The 21,188-nt window shown below is 73.5% G+C and carries 21 protein-coding genes; 8 read left to right on the top strand and 13 right to left on the bottom strand.

The features are described 5' to 3' along the window. Positions 1–25: 25 nt before the first annotated feature. From R2D22_RS29495 to R2D22_RS29460, 8 genes are all read right to left on the bottom strand, one after another. Positions 26–532, bottom strand: a complete 507-nt coding sequence (locus R2D22_RS29495; RefSeq protein ID WP_318107754.1) for a DUF3574 domain-containing protein — start codon at positions 530–532, stop codon at positions 26–28. A gap of 138 nt (positions 533–670) precedes the next feature. Continuing rightward, positions 671–1,318, bottom strand: a complete 648-nt coding sequence (locus tag R2D22_RS29490; RefSeq protein ID WP_318107752.1) for a sortase domain-containing protein — start codon at positions 1,316–1,318, stop codon at positions 671–673. Next, complete coding sequence (locus R2D22_RS29485; RefSeq protein ID WP_318107750.1) at positions 1,305–1,967, bottom strand: hypothetical protein; 663 nt, start codon at positions 1,965–1,967, stop codon at positions 1,305–1,307. Before R2D22_RS29485 ends, R2D22_RS29490 begins: the two co-directional genes overlap by 14 nt. A gap of 141 nt (positions 1,968–2,108) precedes the next feature. Then, positions 2,109–3,548 (bottom strand): CitMHS family transporter, encoded by a 1,440-nt coding sequence (locus R2D22_RS29480; RefSeq protein WP_318107748.1) that lies wholly within the window; start codon positions 3,546–3,548, stop codon positions 2,109–2,111. Positions 3,549–3,681: 133 nt separating this feature from the next. Continuing rightward, positions 3,682–4,398, bottom strand: coding sequence for a TetR/AcrR family transcriptional regulator (locus tag R2D22_RS29475; RefSeq protein ID WP_318107747.1), 717 nt, complete (start codon positions 4,396–4,398; stop codon positions 3,682–3,684). Positions 4,399–4,417: 19 nt separating this feature from the next. After that, a complete protein-coding gene (locus tag R2D22_RS29470; protein ID WP_318107746.1) occupies positions 4,418–5,704 on the bottom strand; it encodes a hypothetical protein in 1,287 nt (428 codons plus the stop codon). After that, positions 5,701–6,510, bottom strand: coding sequence for a hypothetical protein (locus R2D22_RS29465; protein ID WP_318107744.1), 810 nt, complete (start codon positions 6,508–6,510; stop codon positions 5,701–5,703). Before R2D22_RS29465 ends, R2D22_RS29470 begins: the two co-directional genes overlap by 4 nt. Continuing rightward, on the bottom strand, positions 6,507–8,672 hold the full coding sequence (locus R2D22_RS29460) for a right-handed parallel beta-helix repeat-containing protein (protein WP_318107742.1): 2,166 nt from the start codon (positions 8,670–8,672) through the stop codon (positions 6,507–6,509). Before R2D22_RS29460 ends, R2D22_RS29465 begins: the two co-directional genes overlap by 4 nt. A 145-nt stretch (positions 8,673–8,817) precedes the next feature. On the opposite strand from R2D22_RS29460, the gene hmgA reads away from it, so the two are divergent. Both hmgA and R2D22_RS29450 read left to right on the top strand, forming a co-directional pair. Continuing rightward, on the top strand, positions 8,818–10,155 hold the full coding sequence (gene hmgA / locus R2D22_RS29455) for a homogentisate 1,2-dioxygenase (protein ID WP_318107741.1): 1,338 nt from the start codon (positions 8,818–8,820) through the stop codon (positions 10,153–10,155). A gap of 29 nt (positions 10,156–10,184) precedes the next feature. Beyond that, positions 10,185–10,934 (top strand): GntR family transcriptional regulator, encoded by a 750-nt coding sequence (locus tag R2D22_RS29450; RefSeq protein WP_318107739.1) that lies wholly within the window; start codon positions 10,185–10,187, stop codon positions 10,932–10,934. A gap of 6 nt (positions 10,935–10,940) precedes the next feature. Here the strand turns inward: R2D22_RS29450 and R2D22_RS29445 are convergent, their stop codons facing one another. After that, positions 10,941–11,108 carry a hypothetical protein gene (locus R2D22_RS29445; protein ID WP_318107737.1) on the bottom strand — a complete coding sequence of 56 codons (168 nt, stop codon included), beginning with the start codon at positions 11,106–11,108 and terminating at the stop codon, positions 10,941–10,943. 192 nt (positions 11,109–11,300) lie between these two features. On the opposite strand from R2D22_RS29445, the gene R2D22_RS29440 reads away from it, so the two are divergent. Then, positions 11,301–12,467 carry a type ISP restriction/modification enzyme gene (locus R2D22_RS29440; protein WP_318110067.1) on the top strand — a complete coding sequence of 389 codons (1,167 nt, stop codon included), beginning with the start codon at positions 11,301–11,303 and terminating at the stop codon, positions 12,465–12,467. Positions 12,468–12,483: 16 nt separating this feature from the next. Here R2D22_RS29440 and R2D22_RS29435 read toward each other — a convergent pair whose 3' ends face one another. Further along, positions 12,484–13,200 carry a TetR/AcrR family transcriptional regulator gene (locus tag R2D22_RS29435; RefSeq protein ID WP_318107735.1) on the bottom strand — a complete coding sequence of 239 codons (717 nt, stop codon included), beginning with the start codon at positions 13,198–13,200 and terminating at the stop codon, positions 12,484–12,486. A 63-nt stretch (positions 13,201–13,263) separates the two neighbouring features. On the opposite strand from R2D22_RS29435, the gene R2D22_RS29430 reads away from it, so the two are divergent. Genes R2D22_RS29430 through R2D22_RS29420 form a run of 3 tightly spaced genes read left to right on the top strand, consistent with a single transcriptional unit; the run spans position 13,264 to position 16,243 of the window. Next, a complete protein-coding gene (locus tag R2D22_RS29430; protein ID WP_318107734.1) occupies positions 13,264–14,220 on the top strand; it encodes an ATP-binding cassette domain-containing protein in 957 nt (318 codons plus the stop codon). Beyond that, complete coding sequence (locus R2D22_RS29425) at positions 14,217–14,993, top strand: ABC transporter permease (protein WP_318107733.1); 777 nt, start codon at positions 14,217–14,219, stop codon at positions 14,991–14,993. Before R2D22_RS29430 ends, R2D22_RS29425 begins: the two co-directional genes overlap by 4 nt. A gap of 47 nt (positions 14,994–15,040) precedes the next feature. Next, a complete protein-coding gene (locus tag R2D22_RS29420; protein WP_318107732.1) occupies positions 15,041–16,243 on the top strand; it encodes a CaiB/BaiF CoA transferase family protein in 1,203 nt (400 codons plus the stop codon). A 138-nt stretch (positions 16,244–16,381) separates the two neighbouring features. On the opposite strand, the gene R2D22_RS29415 is transcribed toward R2D22_RS29420, so the two are convergent. Next, a complete protein-coding gene (locus R2D22_RS29415) occupies positions 16,382–16,654 on the bottom strand; it encodes a hypothetical protein (protein ID WP_318107731.1) in 273 nt (90 codons plus the stop codon). Positions 16,655–17,002: 348 nt separating this feature from the next. On the opposite strand from R2D22_RS29415, the gene R2D22_RS29410 reads away from it, so the two are divergent. Continuing rightward, on the top strand, positions 17,003–18,649 hold the full coding sequence (locus tag R2D22_RS29410) for a serine/threonine-protein kinase (protein WP_318107730.1): 1,647 nt from the start codon (positions 17,003–17,005) through the stop codon (positions 18,647–18,649). On the opposite strand, the gene R2D22_RS29405 is transcribed toward R2D22_RS29410, so the two are convergent. After that, a complete protein-coding gene (locus tag R2D22_RS29405; RefSeq protein ID WP_318107728.1) occupies positions 18,633–19,439 on the bottom strand; it encodes an SGNH/GDSL hydrolase family protein in 807 nt (268 codons plus the stop codon). The two genes, R2D22_RS29410 and R2D22_RS29405, sit on opposite strands and share 17 nt — an antisense overlap. A 238-nt stretch (positions 19,440–19,677) precedes the next feature. Between R2D22_RS29405 and R2D22_RS29400 the strand changes: the two genes are divergently transcribed. Continuing rightward, positions 19,678–20,787: a DUF5925 domain-containing protein gene (locus R2D22_RS29400; RefSeq protein WP_318110065.1), complete on the top strand. Its 1,110-nt coding sequence runs from the start codon at positions 19,678–19,680 to the stop codon at positions 20,785–20,787. Between the two features lie 15 nt (positions 20,788–20,802). Here R2D22_RS29400 and R2D22_RS29395 read toward each other — a convergent pair whose 3' ends face one another. After that, a complete protein-coding gene (locus R2D22_RS29395) occupies positions 20,803–21,177 on the bottom strand; it encodes a GntR family transcriptional regulator (RefSeq protein WP_318107727.1) in 375 nt (124 codons plus the stop codon). Positions 21,178–21,188: the final 11 nt, after the last annotated feature.

Below are 21,188 nucleotides of genomic sequence, written 5' to 3'. Positions count from 1 at the left end.
AGAGGCTCCGGACGTGCCCCAGGTCTCAGAAGTCGGCCCGGGTCGGCTCGTCGAGCCTGCCCACGGACTCCTGTGTGTAGGCCTTCTTGTACGCCTCCCTGACCTGCTCGATCCCGGGATCACGGAGCTTCGCCTCGACCGCCGGGTACAGCAGGATCAACTCGTAACTGCGCTCCCTTTCGATCGTGCCGCTCTGGTCCCGCCACTGTCCACGGCCCTCCTGCACCGTGAGGCCGTCGGGGAAACGGGGCGTCACCTCCCTGTCGACGAAGGCCATGAACTGCGCGTCGGTGACGGCCGGACCGCCGTCGGGGCGCTCGGTGCCGAACAGCAGCCGGGTCTCGCGGTACGCCTCGCCCCGGAGCGCGGGGGCGGCGGAGGTGGCGGCCGAGCCCGGTGCGCTCGGAGCGGCCGGCTCCGAGCCGAGCGTGGCGTACGCGGCGGGGGCGCCGCCCAGCAGAAGCAGACCGGCGACGCCGAGGGCGAGGCGGGTGCGGGTGCGGGTGCGGGCGGGTGACGGGGTGTGAGCCATGGGGGGTTCCTTCTTGTCACACGGTGATCACGGAGCGTCGCCCACTCTCGCAGTCGTACGCCGCGGGCCCGGACAGAACCGCCGCCCCTGCGCCGGCAATTCCCCAGTAACGGCCACCTCCTGGCGTCCGCGCCCCCTTCACTTCTCGCGGGTGACGTCGGTGAGCCGGCCGCGGACGTCGATGCCGGAGCCGCCGTCGACGGCGATCACCCGCACCCGCGCCGTGGCGCGGTCGGCGGCCTCGTCGCGCGGCACGGCCCCTGCGGTGTGGGCGCGTACCTCCTCGACGGTGAACACGGCGGTGAGGCCGTCGGCGCGGGTGACGCGGACGGTGTTGCCGCGCTGGAGCGCGCCGAGGCCGTGCAGGACGCCGGGCCCGTGGGCGGCTCCGCCCCGGCCGACGATGACGGCGGTGCCCCGTTCGCCGGGGCTGGGGCCGTTCGCGTGCCAGGCGACGGCCTCGGGGTCGTCGAGCGCGGGCGCGGCCGGTACGGCGGTGCCGGCGAGCGGCAGGGCGACGACCGGCGCCTCGACCGTGATGCCGGGCAGCGCGAGCAGGGTGGCGCGGGCGCGGGCGAGCGGGGCGGGCGGGCGCTCGGCGGCCGTGTCGTAGCCGGGCTTGTGGTCGACCCGGGCGGCCGCGACCGGGGCGGCGGAGTCGCCGGAGTCCTCGACGAGGGACCAGCAGCCGAGGCCGGTGACGAGGACGGCGGCGAGTCCCGCGGTACGGGTGAGCCGCTTCAGGCGGCGGCGCTCCCGCGCGGGCCGGGGGTTACGCGGGCTCATCGTCGCGACGGCGGCTGCGGTGGGCGAGGACGAGTCCGGCGCCGCCGGCGAGCAGGGCGGCGAGGCCCGAGCCGACGCCGAAGACGGTGCTGTCTCCGTCGGCCCGTTCGTCGTCGGCGGAGGTGACTTGAGCCCCTTCCGCCCGGATGCCCTCGTAGGGTGCGGGCGCGGCCGCGGCGCGGGCGTGCGGAGGGGCGGCGTTGCCGTTCTTCGCGTCTTCGCCCGCCGCGTCGGGCGGGCAGGAGACCGTGAACGCCTTGTGCGTACCGACGCCCTCGGCGCCCTGGCGGGCCCAGCCGAGCCGGTAGGTCCCGGCGGGGAGCGCGAGCCGACTGGTCTGGCCGCTGCCGCCGGTGAGGCTGATGCGGCCGGCGACGCTGTGGCCGTCGGCCTCGTGTGGCTGCGGGGCGATCGTCCAGGACACGGCGTCGAGGGCACCGAAGCCGGTGGCCGCGAGATAGAAGGCGCAGACCGTGGGATCGGTGCGCGGATCGTCGAAGGGCGTGCCGATCTGGTGGATCCGCACGTCGCCGCCCTCTCCCGGGGCGGGGCCGGGGGCCGCGGCGGCGGGAACGGGGGCGGCCGTGAGGGCGGCGAGGGCGGCGCCGGCGGTGAGCGCGCCGGCGGACAGCAGGGGACGGACGGACATGCGGATTTCCTCCAGCCGTGGGGACGTCGGATGGATCAACCGGTGATCTGACTATCCGTCAAAGAAAGACTACGGAGGGTGGCCGCAACGCGTGCCACCCTCCGTAGTCCGCCCGTTCGGCCGATGGCCGCGGCGGCGGGGTCAGATGATGCCGAAGAGGATCCCCGCGGCCAGCACCACCAGCGAGGTCAGCGCCGCCCACTTCACGGTGAACCTGGTGTGGTCGCCGAACTCGACCTTCGCCATGCCCACCAGGACGTACACGGCGGGGACGAGTGGGCTCGACATGTGCAGCGCCTGGCCGACGAGGGAGGCCCGGGCGATCTCCAGCGGCGAGACGCCGTGCGCGGCGCCGGCCTCGGCCAGGACCGGCAGCACGCCGAAGTAGAAGCCGTCGTTCGACATGAAGTAGGTGAGCGGGAGGCTCAGCACACCGGTGACCAGGGCCATGTGCGGGCCCATGCCTTCGGGAATGGTGCCGACGAGCCAGTCGGCCATGTGCTCGACCATGCCGGTACCGGTGAGGACGCCGGTGAAGACCGCGGCGGCGAAGACCATGCCGGAGACGTTCAGGACGTTGTCCGCGTGGGCGGCGATCCGCGCCTTCTGGTCGGCGACGGTCGGGAAGTTGACGGTCAGGGCGAGGGCCGCGCCGATCAGGAAGAGCACCGGGATCGGCATGAGCTCCAGGATCATCGCCGCGAGCAGGGCGACGGTGAGGCCGGCGTTGAACCAGTACAGCTTGGGACGCAGGGTGGGGCGGTTCGGGTCGAGACCCTGGAAGCCCTCGCCGTGGCTGTCGGCCTTGGGGGCGTCGGGGGCGTTGGGGGCGCCGGGGGCGTCGGGGAGGCTGCCGGCGCCGGCCGCGCTGCCCTTCGCGCCGGTCTTGACGCCGTCGGACGCGCCGCCGCCCGCCTTCACCAGCACCGTCTCGGCCTCCGGGGTGAGGGCCTCGTCAAGCGTGAGGTGGCCGATGCGCTTGCGCTCGCGGCGGCCCAGGACGTACGCGAGGGCGAAGACGAAGAGCAGACCGACACCGAGCGCCGGGATCATCGGGACGAAGATGTCCGCCGCGTCCAGCTTGAGCGCCGTGGCCGCGCGGGCGGTGGGCCCGCCCCACGGGAGCGTGTTCATGACGCCGTTCGCGGTCGCGGCGACGCCGGTCATGACCACCAGGCTCATGCCGAGCCGCTTGTACAGCGGATACATCGCCGAGACGGTGATCATGAAGGTCGTCGAGCCGTCGCCGTCCAGCGAGACGATCGCGGCGAGCACCGCCGTGCCGACGACCACCCGCACCGGGTCGGCCTTGCAGAAGCGCAGGATGCCTCGCACGATCGGGTCGAAGAGCCCGACGTCGATCATCACGCCGAAGTAGACGATCGCGAACATCAGCATGGCCGCGGTGGGCGCGAGCTTGCCGACGCCCTCGATGACGTAGTCACCGAGCTGCGCGCCCTGTCCGACGAGGACGCAGAAGAGCGCGGGAATGAGGACGAGCGCCGCGATCGGCGACATCTTCTTCATCATGATCAGGACCAGGAAAGTCGCGATCATGCCGAAACCGAGGACGGTCAGCATGGAGGACACCTCACGTTCACCCTTGAACCCCGCCAGAGCGGCGGTGCGGACGACGGTAGGTGCCCCGTTCTGCCGTTAACAAGACGTTGACGCGTGAGCAATAAGAGCAAAACCCCAGGTCACAGCTGTGGTGCTAGCCGGCGTCGGGCGAGGGGAGCGCGGCCGGGGCGGGGCGGTCGAGCACCGGTCCGAGGTAGGCGTGCAGCAGGTTCCGGGTCTCGGCGATCAGCGCCGGGTCGCCGGACGGGTCGGCGCGGAAGGCGAGTTGGAGCAGGGCGTCGGTGGCCTCGACGCCGACCAGGACCTGGCGGCGCAGTGTCGCGTCGGCGCTCCGGCCGAGGTGGGCGGCGAGCAGGTCGCAGATGCGGTCGGCGACCATGTGGTTGGGGTCGTCGGGGACCACGTGGCCGGGTTCGTCGCCACCCGCCTCGCCGGGGGCCGGAACGCCGAAGTCGACCCGCGCGAAGCCGGGGACGGTGCGCTTCATCGCGATGTACTCGTCGAGGACGGTGTCGATCGCGTCGTACGGGGTGGCCGGCGGCCGGGCGACGAGGCGGGCGGTGATCCGCTCGGCGTAACTGTCCAGGTTGCGGTGGGCCAACGCGGCGGCCATGGCCCGCTTGTTGCTGAAGAAGCGGTAGACGGACCCGATCGGGACACCGGCACGCTGCGCGACGGCGCGGGTGCTCAGCTGCTCGTACCCCGTCTCGTCGAGGAGTTCGGCGCAGGCGTCGAGGATCCGGGCGAGCCGTTCGGCGCTGCGTTGCTGCACGGGGGCGCGGCGGAGCGGCTGCGGGGCGGGCTGAGCTGCGGGTCGGCGGGGGGAAGTCGGCTGGGGCACGGGGTCCATGATGCCGTTCCGGTCGGGGTCAGGCGATGAGCAGGCCGATGCCGCCGAGGGTGTACGCGATCATCAGCACGAACAGCGGGAGCTGGCCGGCGACGGCCCGGTCGGGCGGGAAGAGCCGCACGGAGCGGTCGTGGGCGGCGACGACACCCAGGACGTGGCCGGTGACGATCGCGGCGACCTGGAGGGCGGCGAGGCCGCCGGGGGTCAGCGGTGGGGCGGGTGCGGGGGCGTTGTCAGTGCCGAGTGCCACCATGACTGTGCGTGGCCCTTCGGTGACGAAGAGCGAGAAGTAGTGCGCGACGAGATAGCCGAGCGCGATCGGCAGGAGGGAGTGGGCGAATGCGGTGAGGGGGTGGGAGAGGGCGCGGTTCAGCAGGCGCAGGGCTCCGGCGCAGAGGCAGTACAGCGCGGCGACCAGGGCGACGGCGGCAAGCAGCCCGAGGGTCGCGGTGGGGGTGGGGCCGAGCGACGAGGTCTGGACGGTGGTGATCCAGCGCGGGGAGTCGGAGAAGCCGTCGTACGCGGTGGATCCGAGGAGGACGCAGACGGCGGCGACGAGCCCCGGGGCGGGCGGGGTCGCGTCGAGGCCGTGGAGGGGGTTGCGCAGGACGAGTCGGCCGTCGGCGCGGCGGCCGAACGGGGAGAGCCGGGCGAGCAGGCCCGAATAGACCTCGAAGGGGTCGGCGCGGGCGTACCACTCGGGGCCGTACCGGGCGGCGCCGAGCAGCTGGACGGCGGTGTGGGCGGCGAGGAAGAGAAGGAGGGCGGTGGCGGACGCGGGGTCGGGGGCGACGAGTTCGAGCCAGGTGAAGACGAAGAGGCCGGCGGCGGCCGGCCGGATGCCGAGGCGTGTGGAGAGCGGTCGGCGACGCGAAGGGAGGAGGAGCGAGGGGACGAGGCGCGAGGCGAGGGAGTACAGGGCGCGCATCGGGTTGCACAGGCGGCCGACCGGGCCGAACAGGAGGGAGGCGGGGGCCAGACCGACCCACAGGAGGACGTAGACGGCACCGGGAGCGGGGTTCTCCTGGGCGTCGTCCGGACCGAGGAGGAGCCACAGGACGACGGCGAGCAGGCCGGCGGCCCCGAGCGCCCGCAGGGCGGTGCGGGTGGGCCGGGCGTCGGCGAGGCGCTGGAGTGCACCGGGCAGGGCAAGGCCGGAGCGGTCGCCGCGGAAGCGGGAGTCGGACCAGAGCAGGCCGAGGGCCAGGAAGGAGACGAGCAGGGCCGTGAAGGCGCCGGCGTAGGCGTAGAAGGGAGAGATCGGCAGGTCGTGCTGGGAGCCGACGCCGTGGGCGAGCAGGCTCACCGGACCACCAGCTGGGTCAGCACCAGCCCCGACTCGTGGGTCTCGACCTCGAAGAGACCGGTGCGGTCGGCGGTGAAGGTGAGCGTGGCGGGCCGGCCGGCGGCAAGCGGGAGTTCGCGGTCGTAGCCGTGGACGTGGAGGGTGTCGGCACGGTCGCTGGTGACGCGGAGGGTGACGCGGTCGCCCTTCTTCAACTCGACGCGGGAGGGGGGTGGTTGGACGGAGCGGCCGGTGATGGTGAGGGTGACGGTGCGGCCCTGGTCCGCGGTCGGGGTCGGTGTCGGCGTCACGGCGGGAGCGGACGGGGACGGGGCGCCCGGTCCGAGGGGGACGACGGCCTCGACGGGGCGGCCGGCGACGGCCCACACCGTGTGGTCGTCGGCGTGCAGGCGGACGGTGACACTGCGCGCCCCGGGCGGCACGTACGCCCAGGGGCCGTAGAGCCGCGCGATCTCCTTGCCGTCGACGAGGAGGTGAGCGTGCCCACGGCCGGGCACGGCGCCGCCGCCGGCGCTCTCGGGCGTGAACCGGAAACGGGTGACGTCGAGCCGGAGGTTCCAGCCGCCCTCGCTGTCGGGCCGCGCCTCGGCCCGCACGGCGGGCGCCCGGGCGGCCGGGACCTCGCGGAGCCGGTGCCCGGTGCCGTCCTGGGCGGTGAGCAGGGTGCCCGTGGTGCCGGTGGCCTCCTCGTGGCTGGTGCCCGGCTTGTGGTGCGTGGTCGGCCGCCCGCCGCACCCGGCGGCCAGCAGGGCCACGAGGGCGAGGCTCACCGCGGCGGCGCCCCGTGTGCGTACGGGCCGGGTCACGAGGCGGCCTCGTCCGCGTCGGGCCGCGAGCCCTGCTGCGTCACGCCGCCCTGCGCCGTCGCCCCGCCCTGCGCCGGCGCCTCCGCCGGCTCCGTGCCCTCGGACTCCGGGTCCGTGCTCTTCGGCTCCCTCGCCTCGGTCGGGTCCGCGGCCGTCGGGCGGGTGGCGGCGGTCAGGGCCCAGAGGACCCAGACGACGGCGAGGACGGCGCGTGTCCAGGCAGGGCTGACCGGGGTGCCGGGGATCATCAGGACCGCCTTGTCGAAGGCGTCCAGGAGGGTCAGCGCGCCCAGGGCGACGGTGGTCCAGCCGAAGGCGGGGCGGTCGGCGCGCAGCCGGAGGCCGATGACCGTCCACCAGGCACCGGTGAGCAGCAGCGCGAGGGCGGGCACGGGGCCGGCGGCCAGGTCGCGGGTCGAGCCGGCCACGTCGAGGGCGAGCCCCGCCAGGCCCGCCAGGGTCGCGATCGCGGCGACGCGGTCGCCGCGCAGCCTGCGCCGCCAGAGGGCCAGGCCGACCAGCGCCAGGACGGCGGCGCAGCCGAGCGCGATCTGGGTCTCCACCCGCTGGATGCCGCGCGAGCCGTACCAGTCGCAGCCGGCCGGCAGCCGGCGGGCCTGCACGTTGTAGTCGGCGCAGACCAGCAGGTGGGCCAGCTTGGCGGGTTCGCCGACGAGCCGGTCACTGTTCCCGGACACCTCGCCGAGCCGCTTCCCGCACTCGGGCAGCGCGAGCGGCGTGGAGCCCGACGTGTCGCCCTGCCAGCAGTTGCCGCCGCCCTGCCCGTCCCACCAGACGTCGATGCGGTTGGGCCGGGAGGCACCGGACCTGTCGACGCCGAGCCGGTTGCCGGCGTAGCGGTTGTGGTGGGAGGTGTCCGCCTGCTTGCCCCAGGCGGACTCGCCCCGGATGAAGGCGGGTACGGCGCTCAGGAAGAAGCCCGCGTTCCGGTGCCCGTACACCCAGTTGTTCTCGTACCGGTTCCAGTTGCCGCCCGCGGTGATGATGCCGGTGCCGGGCGGCATGGAGATCTGCGGGCAGACGACGCCCTGCTCGTAGCCGCGCTCGACGGGCGCCTTGGCGCAGGTGCCGTCGGCGACGTACCGGTAGTAGTTCGCGTTGTTGTCGTGGATCAGGTTGCGCTCGAACCGGGCGTGGTTCTGCGGGAGTCCGGGGTGCCCGGGGAAGGCGGAGTCCATCGACGCGCCGCCCATGTTGTGGTCGAACTCGTTGTCGTGGACGTAGACGGAGTCGCCGGCGGTGCCCGAGTAGCCGACCATGTTGTGGTGGCTGCGGCAGCCGGTGATCTCGATGGAGTACCGCGGGACGTCGTAGCCGCGCCCGTTGTTCACGTCGGAGGCGGAGCCGGGGTAGATGCCGGAGTCGCCGTTGCCGTACGACTCGCAGTTCTTGTAGAGCCCGTGGTCCGAGGCGAAGGTCAGGAAGCCGTACTCGTCGTTCCAGCGGGTGAGCACGTCGTCGATGACGAAGCCGTCGGCGGCGAGCACGTACAGCGAGTTGAACGTGGTTCGCTGCGCGGTGAAGTTGCGGAAGTAGATGCCGTCCGAGCCGTCCGCCCGGATCGCGTTGAGCTTGGCGTACTTGGCGTCGAAGACGACGTCGAGGCGTGACGCCCCGGTCCCCTCGATCTGCAGGTTCTTCTTGCCGAGGATCGCGACCAGGTTCTGGTTGTGCGGGCACTGCTTCTGCTGCTCGTAGCTGAGGATCTGGTAGCCGAGCGAGGACTTCGGCGCCTTCATGCTCGCGCAGGCGCCGGTGGGCGCGGGCAGCGAGGGCTCCTCCTCGTACAGGCCCGGCAGGACGGCGATGGTCATGCCGGGCCGGTTCACGGCGTCGACCGCCTGCTGGAGGTGGCGGTAACCGCTGCGCGCGCACCGCTCGTACAGGGCGAGGTTGCGCGCCTTCAGCGGGGCCGGGAAGCCGGCGATCCGGCGTTCGAAGGCGGGCCGGTCCGTCTTGCAGACCAGCAGATCGGGCTCCTCGGTGCGCAGCGTGGGCACGCTGCCGGAGCCGTCGGGGAAGGTGACGGGCCGCTCCTCGTGGGCCTGGGCGACGGGCGCGGCGGCGAGCGAGAGGGCCAGGGCGGCGACAAGGGCGGCCGGCACGGCGAGGAGCCGGCGGATCCGCGGGGAGCGCGACATGGGCGTGAGAGTAGAGCATTGTTCATCTTTTGGAACCCCTCATGCACGGGATTCGTCCAAGGCCCGCCCCGTTGACGTGGAGGGCGCGGAATCCTACGGTCATACAGAGGAATGCAGGATTGCGTTTTCCAGACCAGGAGCGGGCATGACAGGCACGGCCGGCACGGCGCACACGGAGCAGGCACGCAAGACGGCGGAGGGACTGGCGTACTCCCTCGGATTCGGCAACGAGCACAGCTCGGAGGCCGTGCCGGGCGCGCTCCCGCCGCGTGGCAACTCGCCGCAGCGGGCCCCGCTGGGCCTGTACGCGGAGCAGCTCAGCGGCAGCGCGTTCACCGAGCCCCGGGCGCACAACCGCCGCTCGTGGCTGTACCGGATCCGCCCCTCGGCCGCGCACCCGGCGTTCACCCGGACCGACAACGGCGCGCTCCGCAGCGCACCGTTCACCGAGACCGTCCCCGACCCCAACCGGCTCCGCTGGAACCCGCTGCCCGCCCCGGCGCCCGGCACCGACTGGCTCGCGGGCCTGTGGACCCTCGGCGGCAACGGCGACGCGACGCAGCGCACCGGCATGGCGGTGCACCTGTACCACGCCAACGCCCCCATGGAGCGGGTCTTCAGCAACGCGGACGGCGAGCTGCTGATCGTCCCCGAGCAGGGCGGCCTGCTGGTCCGCACCGAGCTGGGCCTGCTGTCCGCCGGCCCCGGCGAGGTCGTGCTCATCCCGCGCGGCGTCCGCTTCCGCGTCGAGCTGCTCGACGACGACAGCGCCCGCGGGTACGTCTGCGAGAACTACGGGCAGCCGTTCCAGCTGCCCGACCTCGGCCCGATCGGCGCCAACGGCCTGGCGCACGCCCGGCACTTCCGCGCCCCGGTCGCCGCCTACGAGGACACCGAGGGCCCGGTCGAGGTGGTGAACAAGTACTGCGGCAACCTGTGGTCCGCGACGTACGACCACTCCCCGCTGGACGTCGTCGCGTGGTTCGGCAACCACACCCCGTACGTGTACGACCTGCGGCTCTTCAACGTCATCGGGACGATCTCGTACGACCACCCGGACCCGTCGATCTTCACGGTGCTCACCTCGCCGTCCGACACCCCCGGGCTCGCGGGCGTGGACTTCGTGGTGTTCGCGCCCCGCTGGCTGGTCGGCGAGGACACCTTCCGGCCGCCGTACTTCCACCGGAACGTGATGAGCGAGTACATGGGCCTGATCGAGGGCGCGTACGACGCCAAGGCCGAGGGCTTCGTACCGGGCGGCGGCTCGCTGCACAACATGATGTCCGCGCACGGACCCGACCGGGACACCTTCGAGAAGGCGAGCGCCGCCGAGCTGAAGCCGCAGAAGATCGACGACGGTCTGGCCTTCATGTTCGAGACGCGCTGGCCGGTGACGGCGACCGCGCAGGCAGCGAACGCCGACCATCTGCAGAGCGGCTACGACGGCGTATGGCAGGGTCTTGAACGCCACTTCCGGCCGTAGTGTCTCGTAGTCGTCGTTCGGAGTCCGCCGTGACCGCCTTCGCCCCCGACTCGCTGGTCCTGAACCGCAAGCTCCCGCTGTGGTACCAGGTCTCGCAGTCGCTCCGCGCCTCGATACTCGGCCGCACGCCCGACGCGTCGCTGCGGCTGCCGACCGAGGAGCAGCTCGCCACCCACTACGGCGTGAGCGTGCTGACGATGCGGCAGGCCCTGAAGGAGCTCGAGGAGGAGGGCCTGATCAGCCGGCACCGGCGGCGCGGCACCTTCATCGAGCCGGGGGCGCGGCGCAGTGCGCCGCGCCGCCTGCTCGGCTCGATCGACGCGATCGTGGCGCAGCAGTCCGGCGAGCGGACGACGGTCCTGGGGCACGGCGCCACGCCCGTCCCCGGCGAGCTCGCCGAGCACTTCCCGGGCGTGGCGGAGGTCGTCGCGTACCGGCGGCTGCGCCGCGACGGGGAGACCGGCGAGCCGACCAACTGGGCGGAGAACGCGGTGCGGCCCGATGTCGCCGCGAAGCTGGACCCGGCGGATCTGGAGCGCTGGCCGATGACGAAGGTGCTGCGGGACGTGGTGGGGGTGCGCATCAGCCGGATCACGGACACCGTCGAGGCACGGCTCGCCGACCCCGAGACGGCGTCCCTCCTGGAGGTGCCGCTGCTCTCGCCGATCCTGCACTACACGGGCGTGACGTACGACGAGGACGGCCGGGTCGTGGACGTCGCCCGCATCCGCTACCGGGGCGACCGGTTCTCCTTCACGGTGACCGTCGAGGCGCAGTGACGCCGGTCAGCTCTCGCTGACGTCCGCCCCACGCTCGCCCTCGGCCTGGGAGGGGGTGGTCCGCGCGGTCTGCGGGTGGTGCACCTGCTCCTTCTGCTGGGCGTCCATGTCCTCCTCGAGCCGTTCGCCTTCGGCCTGCGAGGGAGTGGTGTAGTCGTACTGGCTGTACTTCATCTCCGACCTCCCGGGTCGGTCCATAGCCCCACAGAAGGAGCGTAGTCCCTCTGTGGCCCGAAGGACCGGCTGACTAGCATCTGCGGCGTGACCCAGAGCCCGAACCCGAGCCCGAACCCGAACTCGAGCCCGAGTCCGCGCGCGAGCGGGAGCGGGAGCCCCGCCGGCGAAGCGCCCCTGCTCGACGACCTCATGCCCTGGTCCGTGGCGCCGCTGCGGCTCGGCAGGAGCTGGATCGTGGCGCCGGACGTCCGGACGCTGCGGGCCCGCTGGGACCGGCTGGTCGGCGCCGAGGGGGACGAGCGGGCGGCGCTGTTCCGGCCCAGCCGGGCCCGGACGCCGTCGACGTCGGTGGCCGCGCTGCCCGGGCAGCGGACCGGTACCGTGCGGTTCTCCCGGGAGACCGGCCGCTGCCCGGAGCCGGTGCGGATCGCGCACGGCCCGTTCGACGAGCAGTGGCTGCTGCCGGACCACCGACTGATCGACACCGGCCGCCCCGAGCTGTGGCGGGTCGCCGACGAGCGACAGCTCTTCGCGGTCGAGCAGGGGTACGTGCCGGGGGCCGCCGGACCCGCGCTCCTGGTCACCGCGGTCCTGCCGGACGGCCGCTCCCCCGCGGGCCGGCCGGGCCGGATCCGGCCGCTGTTCCGCCGCCCCGGTGGCGAGGAACCGAACGTCGCGCCCGGCCTGCTGCCCTTCCTGAGCGAGCGGTACGGGCACGACGTCACCGCGGCCGACCTGCTGGCCTGGGCCGTGGCCGCCGCCCGCCCCTCCCCCGCCGGCTGCCGCGTCCCGCTGCCCGCGGACCCGGCCCGATGGGCGGCCGGCACGGCGCTCGGCCGGCGGCTGACCGGCATCCAGCTGCGCGGCGCCCGGGGCGGCGAGCGGCCCCGGCTGCCGGGCGGGCGGCGGCCCTACGTCCGGGCGCCGGTCCCGGCGCGGCCGGGCCCGCCGGAGTACGACCCGGCCGACGAGACACTGGCGCTGGGCGACGGCCGCATCTCGCCGGTGCCGGCCGAGGCGTGGGAGTTCCGCGTCGGCGGCGTACGGATGCTGGAGCAGTGGTGCGCGCACCGGACCGCGCCCGCCGAGCCGGGCACCCTGGAGGCGATCGGGCCGGCCGGCTGGCCCCAGGAGTGGACCTCGGAGCTGCTCGAACTGATCACGGTGCTGGCCCTGCTCGGCCAGAGCGAGCCCGAACGCGCCGCGCTCGACGACGCACTCGACGGCGGCGAGGAGCTGACGCGCGAGGTTCTGCGGGAGGCCGGCGTCCTGCCCGTCCCGGACGGGCCCCGGCGCCCGGCGTCCGTGCTGGACCATCAGGAGGAGGGCCCGGAGGGCCAGTTCGCGCTGCTGTGACCGCGCCGGACGGACCCTAGGGCGTGACGAAGGAGTCGAGGACCCGGCGCAGCGTCCGGCTGAAGACCTCCTCGGCGTCGAGGGGTTCGACCCCGGACTCCGCGAACACGGCCGCCAGTCTGGGGAATTGACCGCCCGCGAGCTGCCGCATCAGGTACGCGCCGCGTACGGCCTGCTCCTGCTCCTCCGACCAGGGCAGTCCGCGGGCGCGTTCGGCGAGGGCGATCTCGTTGGCGACGACGGTCATCACCGTGCCGTTCACCGTCGCGATCAGCTCCATCTTGACGCCGCCGGGCAGGTCGAGGTCCTTCAGGCACTCCAGGCAGTGCTCCAGGAAGCGCAGGGCGTTGGGGCCGAAGGCGTAGCCGGTGGTCATCAGGCGGATCACCCACGGGTGGCGGTGCAGGATCCCCCGGGCCTCGCGGGCCACGTGCAGCATGTCCGCGCGCCAGTCACCGCTCGGGCCGCGGGAGAGGTCGTACTCGCCGCTGGCCGCGTCGACCATCAGCTCGTACAGGTCCTCCTTGCGCGGGACGTAGTTGTACAGCGACATGGTGCCGCAGCCGATCTCGGCCGCCACCCGCCGCATCGAGACCGCGTCCATGCCGTCGGCGTCGGCGACGCGCACCGCGGCCGCCACGATGTCGGCCCGGCTGTACGCCGGTTTCGGACCGCGGCCCGTGCGCTCGGGGCGCGCCCAGATCACTTCGGGTTCGGCCGCTCGGCCCGCCATGGATCATCACCTCGCCCCCCATCGTAGTTACGTACAGCGTACGTAGTGCGGTACGGTCATGCCATGACTACTACGTACGCTGTACTGAGTGAGGGTCTACGGAAGCGCTACGGGGACGTCCATGCCCTGCGCGGACTCGATCTGGCGGTCCCCGAGGGCACGGTCTGCGGCGTCCTCGGCCCCAACGGCGCCGGCAAGACCACCGCCGTCAAGGTCCTCACCACCCTCGCCGCGCCCGACTCCGGCAGCGCCCGCGTCGCCGGCCACGACGTGGTCCGCGACCCGGCGGAGGTCCGTCGCCGGATCTCCGTCACCGGCCAGTACGCCTCCGTCGACGGCGACCTGACCGGTGCCGAGAACCTCCGGCTGTTCGCGAAGCTGCTGCGCGCCCCGCGCTCCCGCGCCGACGAACTCCTGGAGCGGTTCGGCCTCACCGGGGCCGCCGACCGTCCCGCCCGCACCTACTCGGGCGGCATGCGCCGCCGGCTCGATCTCGCCGCGAGCCTGATCGTGCCGCCGCAGGTCCTCTTCCTGGACGAGCCCACCACCGGGCTCGACCCGCACAGCCGCAACGACATCTGGGACGCCGTACGGGGGTTGGCGTCCCAGGGGACCACCGTGCTGCTCACCACGCAGTACCTGGAGGAGGCCGACCAGCTCGCGGACGACATCGTGCTCGTCGACGAGGGCCGGGCCGCGCACCGCGGCACACCCGCCGAACTCAAGGCGCGGATCGGCAACTACGCGGAGGTGGTGGTCGCCGCCCCCGCGCTCCTGGAGGCCGCCGCGGCCGTGCTCGACCAGCTCACCGGCTCGGCCCCGGCGCTCGACGCCGAGCGCCGCACGGTCGGCGCGGTGAGCCTCGACGGCACGCTGACGCTGCCCCGGATCGTCCGCGAGATCGACGCGGCCGGGGTGCACATCGTCGACGCGTCGCTGCGCCCGCCCACCCTCGACGAGGTGTTCCTGCGCCTCACCGACCGCACCACCCCCGCCGACCACGAGGAGCTGATCGCATGAGCGCGCTCGTCCACGACGGGACCGCGGTCCTCGGCCGGCACCTCCAGCGCATCAGACACGCGCCGGCGATGACGCTGATGACCCAGACGATGCCGCTCGTCTTCCTGCTCTTCTTCGGCTACGTCTTCGGCACCGCGCTCGCCATGCCGGGCGCCGAGTACCGCGCCTATCTGGTGCCCGGCCTGCTGGTCGCGACGGCCGCCGGCGGGCTGATGACCGGCATGTTCCAGGCCGCCCAGGACTCGCACCGGGGCGTGATGGACCGGTTCCGGACGATGCCGGTGAGCCGGGCAGCCGTGCCGCTGGGGCAGGCCCTCGCCGACCTGGTCACCAGCGCCCTCGGCATGGTCCCGATGATCCTCGTCGGCCTCGCGATGGGCTGGCGGATCGAGGGCACGGCCCTGGACGCCCTGGCCGCCTTCGGGCTCCTGCTGCTGTTCCGCTTCGCCATGACCTGGGTGGGCATCCTGCTCGGCCTCGCTTCCCGGAGCGAGGAGGCGGCCGGCCAACTGGGCAGCGCCACCTTCATGCTGCCGCTGCTGTCGAACGCGTACATCCCGACCGACGGCATGCCGGGCTGGCTCCGCACGGTCGCCGAGTGGAACCCGATCTCCGCGGTGACCACGGCGGTGCGGGAGCTGTTCGGCAACGCGGCCGTCCCGGCGGACGCGGCCTGGCCGGTGGCGCACCCGGTTGCCGGGGCGCTGCTGTGGTCGCTCGCCCTGATCGCGCTGTGCGGGCCGGCGGCGGTCCGCCGGTACGCGGCGGTGTGACGAGTCCACAGGTGACAAGCGGGTCGCGGGCGCGATAGGCACACAGGATGAGCACCAGCACCCAGCCGCTCCCGCTGGACGGGATCACCGTCGTCGCCGTGGAGCAGGCCGTCGCCGCGCCGTTCGCCACCCGGCAGCTCGCCGACCTCGGCGCCCGGGTGGTCAAGATCGAGCGTCCGGACGGCGGCGACTTCGCCCGCGGGTACGACACGGCGGCGGCCGGGCTCGCCTCCCACTTCGTGTGGTGCAACCGCGGCAAGGAGTCGGTCGCGGTGGATCTGAAGGACCCGCGGGGCATCGCCCTGGTCCGCCGGCTGATCGCGGACGCGGACGTCTTCGTGCAGAACCTCGCGCAGGGCGCGGCGGCCCGGCTCGGCCTCGACGCGGCCACGCTGTGCGGCCTGCATCCGCGGCTGGTCGCGGTCGACATCTCGGGATACGGGGCGGACGGGCCGTACGCGCACAAGCGGGCCTACGACATGCTCGTGCAGTGCGAGGCCGGCCTGGTGTCGGTGACCGGGACGGCGGAGCATCCGGTGAAGGCGGGCATCCCCGCGGCCGACATCGCGGCGGGGATGTACGCCTTCTCGGGCGTTCTGGCCGCGCTGGTGCGCCGGGGCACGACCGGCCGCGGCGGCCCGGTGGAGGTGTCGATGCTCGACGCGCTCGCCGAGTGGATGGGACACCCGCTGCACCACGGGATGCACGGAGGCGCGGCACCGGCGCGCACGGGGCTCGCGCACGCCGTGATCGCGCCGTACGACGCCTATCCGACGGCGGACGGGAGCCTGGTGCTGCTGTCGGTGCAGAACGACCGGGAATGGCGCCGGCTGGCCGAAAAGGTGCTGGAGCGGCCGGAGCTCGCGGACGATCCGGAGTTCGCCACGAACCGGGCCCGGGTGGCCCGGCGGGCGGACACGGACGCGGCGGTCGCCGCGGCGCTGGCGCCGCTGCCGGCGGCGGAGGCGGTGGCCCGGCTGGAGGCGGCGGGGATCGCCTGCGCGCGGCTCAACTCCGTGGCGGACCTCGCTGACCATCCGCAGCTGGCGGCGCGGGACCGCTGGCGCGCGGTGGACTCGGCGGTGGGGCCGCTGCGGGCGATGCTGCCGCCGATCGTCTTCCCGGACGGGCCGGAGCCGGCGATGGGCGCGATCCCGGCCCTGGGCGAGCACACGGAGCGGGTGCTCGCCGGGCTCGGCGTCGACGGGACGGAGTGCGCGGAGCTGCGGAAGGCGGGCGTGATCGCCTGAAGTCCGGGCGCCGGCGTCCTCGGGGCGGGCAGCACGAAGCCCGGACGGGTGGGGAACACGTCCGGGCCGTGGCGACGACGGTCGGCCGGGTGAGCGGGAGGGTGCGCCGGGCAGGCGGGCCCGGCCGACCGGTGGTGGCTAGTGCCGGCTGCCGAAGAGCGAGCGGCGCAGGCGGCGCAGGGGTGCGAAGAGCGAGACGCGGGCACTGCGGCTGCGGTGGCCGTGCACGCGGGTCGCGGGCTCACGCGCCGTCAGTTCGCGCATGAGCAGCGTGGCCTCGGCGGCCTCGCGCTGCGGTATGGCGGGTCCGCCGAGCACCGCGAGATGGCGGTCGAGACGCGAACTGGTCGCGCTGCTCCCGCAGGTGATCGCAGGCACGCGCGGCCTGCTTCGCATCGTTATCTGTTCCATGTCACTCCCCACCCGTACGAGGGCACCCGGCCCGGGCAGATTAACCCTATCGCCCCGCACTGACACTCGTGTATCCCGCCCGCAGGATTCACCGCACTCGAAAGGGGGTTGACGGTCACTGTCCGAATCCATCTGATTCCAGGGCGAGTTGGACAGCGATCGAACACCTGCCGAACCGTCATGAACCATCCTGCACACAAGGGCGTCACCAGCGGACATCTGACGGTGTGTGATCTCCACCACCAAGATCGTTGGTGTCCGAGGTGGGGGCAGAAGACCGTTCCTGAGCTAACTTGGAAGGGTTTCTGCCGTGATGCCGTGTCGGCGCGGACCGACGGAGGGGGACCCATGAGCGGAGCGTCGCCGGAGGGCGATCGGCTGATCGCGGGCCGGTACCGACTCCTCGGCGCCCTCGGCGAGGGCGGCATGGGCGTCGTCTGGCGGGCCCGCGACGAGGTGCTCGGCCGCGAGGTGGCGGTGAAGGAGGTCCGGGCCCCGGCCGGACTCGCCGCCGACGACGTGCGCCGCCTGTACGCCCGGCTGGAGCGGGAGGCGTGGGCGGCCGCCCGGATCCCGCACCGCAACGTCGTCACGGTCTACGACGTCGTGACCGAGGACGGCCGGCCGTGGATCGTGATGGAACTGGTCCGCGGCCTCTCGCTCTCGGAGGCGCTGGACGCGGAGGGGCCGATGCCGCCGCAGCGGGCCGCCCGCATCGGGGCGGAGGTGCTGCAGGCACTGCGGGCCGCCCACGAGGCCGGTGTGCTGCACCGCGACGTGAAGCCGGGCAACGTCCTGCTCGCCAACGACGGCCGGGTGGTGCTCACGGACTTCGGCATCGCGCTCGTGGAGGGCAGCTCGAACCTCACCATGACCGGCGAACTGGTCGGCTCCCCCGAATTCCTCGCCCCCGAGCGGGCGTTGGGGCGGGCCACCGGACCGGCGTCGGACCTGTGGTCGCTCGGCGTGCTGCTGTACGCGGCGGTCGAGGGCAACTCCCCGTTCCGGCAGGACACTCCGCTCAGCACGCTGCGCGCGGTGGTGGACGAGGAACTGCCGCCGCCCCGGCGGGCGGGCGCGCTGACGCCGGTGATCGAGGGACTGCTGCGCAAGGAGCCCGACGAGCGGCTGTCGGCGCGGGAGGCTGCCGAGCAGCTGCGGGTGATCGGCGCGGGCGGAGCGCCGCGTACGGGGCCGATCGCGTCGGGCCAGGACACGACGACGGTCATGGCGGGGACCCGAGCGGACGGCAACATCGGCCCGACGCGGGCGGGGCCCCCGCAGCCTCCCCCGCCCGGCGGGCCGGACACGCCGACGCCGGCCGGCGAGGGCCCAGGACGGCCGCGGCGCGCGGTGGCGACGCTGGCCGCCGGGATCGCCGTCCTGCTGCTGGCCGTGGGCGGGCTGACGTACACGCTGCTGCGCGAGGACGACCCCGGTGGCACGGGCGGTACCACGGCCGGGAGCGACGACGGCGGTACGTCCGCCGGCACCGCCACGGCGGGCGGCGGCACCTCCGCGCCGCCGACCACGCCGCCCGCCACGACTCCGCCGGCAACCACACCGCCCGCGACCGGGCACGGCACGACCGCGCCGCCGAAGCAGACGGTGACCGCGTGGGCGAAGGCGGTGCGCGGGAGTTACAGCGGGACCTGCCCGGCGCCGGCGGCGGAGGCACCGGCGTTCACCGCGACGATCGGCGTGGGGAACCTCCCGGCGACCGTGGAGTACCGCTGGGCCACGGAGAGCGGCACGAGCTCGGCCGGCGGCTGGAAGACCCTGGAGTTCGCGGCGGACGGCGCGAAACAGCGGCAGGTGGAGCACACGGAGCTGACGTACGAGGCGGGCGGGACGCGCCACGACCGGATCCGGGTGGAGGTCCGGAACCCGGTCGAGGTGCGCTCGAACTGGGTGGCGTTCTCGGTGACCTGCGAGGAGGCGACCCCGACGGGCGGGGCCACCTACCCGACGGGATCGGTCACGCCACGTTTCTGAAGCTGGGCAGGTAGCCGCCGGACTGGCCGGAGGCGGTGGGGTGGTAGGACTCGCCGATGTTGAGCCAGTTGACGCTGTGCAGCCACGCCGAGCCGGAGCAGATCTCGTGCCCGGTGAAGGCCGGGACGACGCTCGCGAAGGTGAAGCCGTGGTCGGCGGCGCGCTTCGCGGTGGCGGCGTTGAGGTAGTCCGAGCCGCTGTTGATGGCGGCGCGCTCGTTCTCGCTCAGCCCGGCGATGCAACTGCCGCCGAGCTTGTAGAAGCGGGGGTAGCCGAGAACGACGACGCGGGCCGACGGCGCCTTGTTCCGGATCGCGTTGTACACCGCGTCCAGCTTGCCGGGCAGGGTGGTGTCGACATAGCTCTTGGCTTGATTCACGCGGCTGATGCAGGTGGCTTCGGACTGGAGCACACAGGTGGTCATGACGTCGGCGAAGCCGGCGTCATTTCCCCCGATCGTGACGGAGACCAGGTCGGTGGCGGCGGACAGGGGGCCGAGCTGATTGGCCGTGACATCACCCGTACGAGCGCCCGAGCAGGCGGTGAAGGCGAACGAGGAGGGTGAGTTCGCGGCAGCCCACAGGACCGGATAGGCCTTCGTGGACCGCTTGCAGGAACCGCTGGCGCTGTCGTAGCTCCCGGCACCCACGCCGGAGGAGTACGAGTCGCCCAGGGCCACGTAGTCGAGCGCGGCGCTCTCCGCGGCCTGCGCCGCCCCCGCCCCGGTGAGGGCGAGGACGGCGCCGAGGAGCAACGAGGAGGAGAATGCCGCGAATCGGGACAGTTTCATAGGACCTCCCTTTAGCAGGATCTCTGCCTACTCCGTGGTAGCACCGCGCGTAGATCTCTGGAAGTGTCCATGCCAAGAACATCTACGGAGGGTTCCGTGACGACTCGTCACGACCCTCGAGATCCGGCCAGTCGAGCGTTCGCACGCAACTGATTCGAAATCAGTTCACCCAGGCGCTGCGGGCCACACGGATCGTCCCGTTCAAAACACCGTGCACCCAATGCCCGATTGCCGGATCATGGGCGCCATGCCCGACACCCCCGCGGAACCGCACCGCGTGCTGCCGATCCGGCTCACCGTCGACGACAGCGACTCCCCGTCCGACGTCGTCGACGCGCTCTTCCTCGGCCGGTTCGCCACCGGCGAGCAGCCGCACGCGCACAGCACCACGCTGGACCGGGTCAAGCCCGGGGCGACCCTGCTGCCCGCCGGCGCGAAGGTGCTGCGGGCCGCCAAGGACGACGACCGCAGCGCCCTGCTCGCCGAGGGCGAGGGCTGGACGCTGCTGGTGTCGCGGTGGAACCGCGGCGCCGACGTCACCGTCACGGCGACCGGGCCGGAGCTGGCCGAGCGCGTCCTGAAGGACGCCACGGACGGCGCCAAGGACGAGCCGGAACCCCAGCCGGAGAACGTGACGATGGGGTTCTGGTACGTGTCGCCCCGGCGCGGCCCGCACCGTACGACCCGGCAGATCACCGCCGGCACCTGGGACGAGGTCCGCCCCAACTACACCGCGCCGGTGGCCGAGGCGATGGACCGGCTGATGAAGGTCACGCCCGAGGACATCGCGGGCCGACTGCTGCTGCTCCACGGCCCGCCCGGCACCGGCAAGACCTCCGCGCTGCGCACTCTGGCCCGGTCGTGGCGGGACTGGTGCCAGGTGGACTGCGTGCTCGACCCGGAGCGGCTGTTCAACGACGTCGGCTACCTGATGGACATCGCGATCGGCGAGGACGAGGGCACCGCGAAGGGCCGCTGGCGACTGCTGCTCCTCGAGGACTGCGACGAGCTGATCCGCGGCGAGGCCAAGCACACCGCGGGCCAGGCCCTGTCCCGGCTGCTCAACCTGACGGACGGTCTGCTCGGGCAGGGCCGGAACGTGCTGGTGGGGGTCACCACGAACGAGGACCTGGAGCGGCTGCACCCGGCGGTCGTCCGGCCCGGCCGCTGCCTGGCCCGGATCGAGGTGGGCGCGCTGACCCGCGGCGAGGCGGTCCGCTGGCTCGGCCGGGAGGACGGCGTGGGCCGCGACGGCGCGACGCTCGCCGAGCTGTACGCGCTGCGCCGCGGCGCGCAGACCCCCTCCGTCCCGGAGTCCCGTACGGCGGACGCGGGCCTGTACCTGTAAGCCCCGGGTAGGGCGTCAGGCCTCGTACGCGGCCCGCAGGCCTTCCTCGACCGCCGCTCGGGCGTCCTCCCGGGTCGCACCCAGCCGGTGCGCCTCCTGGGCGAACGCCGCGGCGGCCGCCGCCAGGCGCCGGGTCGCGGCATCGCCCGCCGCCGCGACGAAGGTGCCGTGCCGGCCTCGGGTCTCGATCACGCCGTCCGCCTCCAGCGCCTTGTACGCCTTGGCGACGGTGTTGGCCGCGAGGCCCAGCTGCTCGGCCAGGCCGCGTACCGTCGGGAGCTTGTAGCCGACCGGCAGCACCCCGGAGCGCGCCTGTTCCGAGATGCCGGAACGCAGTTGTTCGTACGGGGCGGTCGACGAGTCCGTGTCCACGGAGATCTTCAGGGTCACGGACGGATTGT

Source organism: Streptomyces sp. HUAS YS2, from assembly GCF_033343995.1.
In the GTDB taxonomy this organism is placed as follows: Bacteria; Actinomycetota; Actinomycetes; order Streptomycetales; family Streptomycetaceae; genus Streptomyces; species Streptomyces solicathayae.
This window is presented reverse-complemented; position numbering and strand designations above follow the sequence as displayed.

What these genes read in the sequence shown, in the direction of transcription:
- R2D22_RS29495 (WP_318107754.1), bottom strand. Translation starts at nt 532, where the DNA reads ATGGCTCACACCCCGTCACCCGCCCGCACCCGCACCCGCACCCGCCTC.
- R2D22_RS29490 (WP_318107752.1), bottom strand. Translation starts at nt 1,318, where the DNA reads ATGAGCCCGCGTAACCCCCGGCCCGCGCGGGAGCGCCGCCGCCTGAAG.
- R2D22_RS29485 (WP_318107750.1), bottom strand. Translation starts at nt 1,967, where the DNA reads ATGTCCGTCCGTCCCCTGCTGTCCGCCGGCGCGCTCACCGCCGGCGCC.
- R2D22_RS29480 (WP_318107748.1), bottom strand. Translation starts at nt 3,548, where the DNA reads ATGCTGACCGTCCTCGGTTTCGGCATGATCGCGACTTTCCTGGTCCTG.
- R2D22_RS29475 (WP_318107747.1), bottom strand. Translation starts at nt 4,398, where the DNA reads ATGGACCCCGTGCCCCAGCCGACTTCCCCCCGCCGACCCGCAGCTCAG.
- R2D22_RS29460 (WP_318107742.1), bottom strand. Translation starts at nt 8,672, where the DNA reads ATGTCGCGCTCCCCGCGGATCCGCCGGCTCCTCGCCGTGCCGGCCGCC.
- hmgA (WP_318107741.1), top strand. Translation starts at nt 8,818, where the DNA reads ATGACAGGCACGGCCGGCACGGCGCACACGGAGCAGGCACGCAAGACG.
- R2D22_RS29445 (WP_318107737.1), bottom strand. Translation starts at nt 11,108, where the DNA reads ATGAAGTACAGCCAGTACGACTACACCACTCCCTCGCAGGCCGAAGGC.
- R2D22_RS29440 (WP_318110067.1), top strand. Translation starts at nt 11,301, where the DNA reads ATGCCCTGGTCCGTGGCGCCGCTGCGGCTCGGCAGGAGCTGGATCGTG.
- R2D22_RS29435 (WP_318107735.1), bottom strand. Translation starts at nt 13,200, where the DNA reads ATGGCGGGCCGAGCGGCCGAACCCGAAGTGATCTGGGCGCGCCCCGAG.
- R2D22_RS29430 (WP_318107734.1), top strand. Translation starts at nt 13,264, where the DNA reads ATGACTACTACGTACGCTGTACTGAGTGAGGGTCTACGGAAGCGCTAC.
- R2D22_RS29425 (WP_318107733.1), top strand. Translation starts at nt 14,217, where the DNA reads ATGAGCGCGCTCGTCCACGACGGGACCGCGGTCCTCGGCCGGCACCTC.
- R2D22_RS29420 (WP_318107732.1), top strand. Translation starts at nt 15,041, where the DNA reads ATGAGCACCAGCACCCAGCCGCTCCCGCTGGACGGGATCACCGTCGTC.
- R2D22_RS29415 (WP_318107731.1), bottom strand. Translation starts at nt 16,654, where the DNA reads ATGGAACAGATAACGATGCGAAGCAGGCCGCGCGTGCCTGCGATCACC.
- R2D22_RS29410 (WP_318107730.1), top strand. Translation starts at nt 17,003, where the DNA reads ATGAGCGGAGCGTCGCCGGAGGGCGATCGGCTGATCGCGGGCCGGTAC.
- R2D22_RS29405 (WP_318107728.1), bottom strand. Translation starts at nt 19,439, where the DNA reads ATGAAACTGTCCCGATTCGCGGCATTCTCCTCCTCGTTGCTCCTCGGC.
- R2D22_RS29400 (WP_318110065.1), top strand. Translation starts at nt 19,678, where the DNA reads ATGGGCGCCATGCCCGACACCCCCGCGGAACCGCACCGCGTGCTGCCG.